We start from the raw sequence: 4,403 nt of genomic DNA on the forward strand, positions 1-4,403 counted from the left end.
CACCCACAAACACCCACTGACCAGCCCCGCAACACCCATCCCTGGACCAGCACGACCGGCTCTCACCCCCACCGACACCAACCCGAGAGATCGCATCCCGCAGCTACATCTACAACGAAGCCCGCCCGCTGCTGAAGCCGTACTCCTATCCCCGGCTACACGAACAGCAGGTCACCATAGACGTCGCCGACCTCACCCGTGAAGAGCGGCAGCAGATCCTGTACAACCACCTCTCCGCCGGCGACCATCCTCAAGATGTACGCGCCCCAATGAAGCCTCACCTGGAAGCAGCAGCCGACGCCGCCCCCTTCCGCCCCGAGGCTGCGCGTCGTTTGGGGCTGCAGGCGTTCACTTCCAAACTGCCTCTGACACGGCAGGGCATCACGGCATTCATGGCTCAGTCCCAGCAATTGCTCAGCGATGTCTACGACCAGCTGGACCCGCACGCCCACGCAGCGCTCGCGCTCACGTATGCAACGGCCCGAGACGAGACGCTGCCCGGCCTGCCAATCCCGATCGCCCTCGATGCTGGCGACCGCGACATCGTCGAGCGAGCCGGCTCCACACAGGGCGGCGTCAGCAAAGCCTTAACCGCACTGACCGGTACCTTCCTCCGCCTCAACACGTCATCCGATGGACAGGAGTACTGGGCGTTCCACCACCCCACTCTTCGAGAAGGTTTCGCCGCCTGGCTGGCCACCCAGCCACACCTGCTGCCGGTCGTTCTCACCGGCATGACCGACCAGGCTCTTCTGTCACGCACCGACTGTCTCGACCGCAACAGCGAGCAGCGCGACGGCACACTCCTGCGTATTCCGCCCTCGCTCTACAAACAGGCAGCGCAATGTCTGGCCGCCGTGCGAGCCCGCCCCTACAGCCGCCTCGCATCATGGCAACACCATCTGCCTCCGGAAGAAGCCGTCCTGGCATATTTGGTGTACCGCGGCTCCGACACGTTCCTGCGCGCCTATATGACTGCAGACCCGCAGCTGAGCGAAACGATCGTCAAGTTTCACTCCCCCGCCCAGTACGACACCCGGACGACCGTACTCGCACGGCTCCACCAGGCTGGCCTACTGACAGAAGACATTCGGCAACGTGCCATTGAGCGCATGAAAGAGCTGGCCGTCTCCGGCCCGGACGCTTCCTGGATCGAGGACCGGGACTGGCAGAAGAAAGTCTGGCACCTCCTCCTCACTGACGAGGAGCGTGAGCATCTTTTCGAACACGTGCGCCAAGAGCTTGTTCCCGTACTTGACGACATGGTTAGCGACTGGCTCTCGGACGCCACTGGAGACGATGACGACCCCGTCGAGAGCGCTCTGTTCTACTACTCCCTGGCTTTTGAAAAGCGGGACGATTACGAGACATCCGCAGAGTTCGACCATGCACGCGACTTCTATAACGACGAGCGCCGGTCTAGGCCACCCAGCAACGACGGCTGGGAGCCTGACGCTGTGGAAGATGACGGTGGGCAACGGGGCAGACACCAGCCCTCCGGCTCGCATCGCAGCCTCTTCGACGACATCGATCATTGATCGGCCAAACCAGAGCGCAGCGTCGGCGGTGTGGAGCCGCTCGCCCGCTCGGGCAAGCGCAGCAAACGTCCCTCACACTTCCCCACCTGTAGATAATGGACATCACCGGCGAGCGGGGAGTGGAAGCGATCTGCTTCGCGGACACCCGCGGCTCGCAGGTGGAGATCGTGCAAAACATCGGCCGGGCGCTGAGGCTCAACAAGGACGGCAGCACGAAGGTGGCCAGGATCATCGTGCCGGTGTTCCTGGAGCCCGGCGAGGACCCGACCGACATGGTCGCCAGCGCCTCGTTCCGCCCCCTTGTAGCGGTCCTTCAGGGCCTGCGCTCGCATGATGAGCGTCTGGTTGAGCAGCTCGCCTCCCGCGCGCTCACCAGCGGCAAGCGCAAGGTCCACCTCCAGCGCGATGAGGACGGTCAGATCGTCGGGGCCGGCGGCGAGGGCGACGGCGAGGACCAGGAGCAGCACGACACCGACGCCGCTGCCGAGTCGGCCCTGCTCCACTTCTCCTCTCCCCGGGACGCGGCGACCATCGCGGCTTTCCTGCGCACCCGGGTGTACCGGCCGGAGTCGCTGGTGTGGCTGGAGGGCTACCAGGCCCTGCTGCGGTGGCGGGCGGAACACGAGATCACCGGCGTCTACGCCGTGCCCTACGACGTCGAGGTCGAGGTCTGGGCGACGAAGGCGTTTCCGCTGGGGCGGTGGGTGCACCAGCAGCGCAAGGCACTGCGGGCAGGGGAGCTGGAGGAGCGGCGCAAGGTCCTCCTGGACGCGCCGGAGGCCGGGATGGTCTGGGAGCCGGGCGAGGAAGCGTGGGAGTCCAAGCTCGCCGTGCTCCGGTCCTACCGGCGGGCCACCGGGCACCTCGCGCCGCGTCAGGACGCGGTGTGGGGCGAGGGCGAGGCGATGGTACCCGTCGGGCAGCACATGGCCAACCTCCGGCGGAAGGGCGCGAAGAACGGCCTGGGCAAGGGCCCGGAGCGGGCCGCCGTGCGCGCGGCGCAGCTGACGGAGATCGACCCGGACTGGGACTGCCCGTGGCCGCTGGACTGGCAGCGCCACTACCGGGTGCTCGCCGACCTCGTCGACGCCGACGGCCAGCTGCCCGACATCGCACCCGGCGTGCTCATGGACGGCGACGACATCGGTCGGTGGCTGGAGAGGCAGAAGCAGCCGGCCGCTTGGGCGCAGCTGTCGACGGAGCAGCAGGAGCGGCTGTCCAGGCTGGGCATCAAGCCCACTGAGGCGCCGTCTCCCGCCCCGGCGGCCAAGGGTACGACGAAGGGCCCGAGCAAGGCGCAGCAGGCGTTCCAGCGCGGCCTCGCGGCCCTCGCCCAGTGGGTGGAGCGGGAAGGCGCCCACCGGCCTGTACCGCGCGGCCACAGCGAAGAGATCACAGTCGACGGCGAGACCGAGCCCATGGCCGTCAAGCTGGGCGTATGGGTCTCGAACACCAAATCGAGGCGGGACAAACTCACCCAGGAACAACTGGACGCTCTCGCGAAACTGGACGTGGACTGGGCGTGATGACGCTGACCAGCACGGACTGTCGGAGAACTCTGCCGGCCCGCTTTGTCGTTTGGTCAGCTGGCGTCGGAAGCATCTCCCTGAAGGTCATGCAGGCTGATGATCTCGCCGCAGATGATGTAGGTGTTAAGAGCGCACAGATTGGCCGTTTCGAAGGCCACGGCCGCGTGGACGCCTTTGTTGGTCATGGTGTCTACGGCTACGAACCGCTCGTAGAGGCCAGCGATCATGACGTCGGTCAGCTTGTTGCTCGACTTGCTCTCGATCGCCTGCTTGGTGAACTCGAACAGTCTGTTGCGGTGGTGGGCGTCGTCCAGGGGATGGCCCGTGGCCGATGCCTGGTCTTGCGGCGGTAGTACGTGGTCGACGACGGCCTTGAGGATGCGGCGGCACGTCGTGATGGCCTGCGACAGCTCCTCTGCTGCATCCCGGTCGGGGGAGGTTTCGGCTGCTTCTTGGAGCCGCCGGTAGACCGCGTTGAACTGCTGGAGGAGATCAGGCACGCCTTCGGCCAGGAGTTTGTCCACCTTAACGCGGTAGCCGCCGAAGATGGACTCGTTGATGCTGGTGTAGCCGAAGCGGCGCTCCCACGAGCAGAGCAGGGCGAAGGTCAGGTGACGCGTGCGGGCGACTATTCGTCGAGACCGTTCCCTGGATGCCAGGTCGTGCTTGTAGTCGATGCGTTCACCGCTCTCTTTGAGCTCACGGAGTTCCTGGTCCCAGAACTCGAGCTCCGTCAGCGAGTGAGCCTCCACCGCTTCCTGGCCGGTGTCGTCCTTGATGAACTTACGGTCGTTCATGTACTGGGTGAGGGCCTGCTCGGCAGGCCCCGTGGCAGATCCCCAGGTAGAGGGGTCCGCCATGAGCATGCGGGAGGTCTCGCCATTGCTCTGCCGGTCACCCCCTGTGGGCCGTAGTTCAAGGGACAGGCGGATCGCGTGCTTGGTGTCGCTGACCAGGTTGGCGATTCGTACTGCGCGCCGAACCGAGACTTCCAGGGGCTTGTCGTCGAAGTCGTCCAGCGCCTGCCGCACGAGTTGGAGGATGTAATCACTTGAGGCCACGACAGAACTTTAGAAAGTGTGCGGTCAGCCCCGCAGCGCATTAACCCGGTGGCCCTCTCCGGCGTCCCGCCGGACGTCGTTGCGTAGCAACGGTCGGCGTGGCGGCGCCGGCGCGCAACTGTCGAACTCCTCGTGAATCGCGGCGTCGTCCATCCCGCGGGCTGGAGTTACGGGTGGGAAGCCTAGTACTCCAGCTGTAGATCGCGATCTTCATGTCTGGGCGGCTTGTCGCTGGTAGTGGCTGGTCTGGGATCGGGCCTGGTGGTGGCGTCGCC

The 4,403-nt window shown here is 65.7% G+C and carries 2 protein-coding genes and 2 pseudogenes; 3 read left to right on the forward strand and 1 reads right to left on the reverse strand.

What is annotated here, in order from left to right:
- Positions 1–89: 89 nt before the first annotated feature.
- The 3 genes and pseudogenes from ACFUJR_RS38805 to ACFUJR_RS38815 form a co-directional block, all read left to right on the forward strand.
- A pseudogene (locus ACFUJR_RS38805) lies at positions 90–224 on the forward strand (hypothetical protein); the annotation flags it as partial.
- Positions 225–269: 45 nt separating this feature from the next.
- Positions 270–1,538 carry a hypothetical protein gene (locus tag ACFUJR_RS38810; protein WP_383181085.1) on the forward strand — a complete coding sequence of 423 codons (1,269 nt, stop codon included), beginning with the start codon at positions 270–272 and terminating at the stop codon, positions 1,536–1,538.
- Between the two features lie 95 nt (positions 1,539–1,633).
- Positions 1,634–3,064 (forward strand): annotated as a pseudogene (locus tag ACFUJR_RS38815) (Helicase associated domain protein); the annotation flags it as partial.
- Between the two features lie 56 nt (positions 3,065–3,120).
- Here the strand turns inward: ACFUJR_RS38815 and ACFUJR_RS38820 are convergent.
- The gene (locus ACFUJR_RS38820; RefSeq protein WP_383181088.1) at positions 3,121–4,098 is read right to left on the reverse strand and encodes a hypothetical protein; all 978 of its coding nucleotides are present in this window, start codon (positions 4,096–4,098) and stop codon (positions 3,121–3,123) included.
- Between the last annotated feature and the right edge of the window lie 305 nt (positions 4,099–4,403).

Source organism: Streptomyces sp. NPDC057271, from assembly GCF_042668715.1.
In the GTDB taxonomy this organism is placed as follows: Bacteria; Actinomycetota; Actinomycetes; order Streptomycetales; family Streptomycetaceae; genus Streptomyces.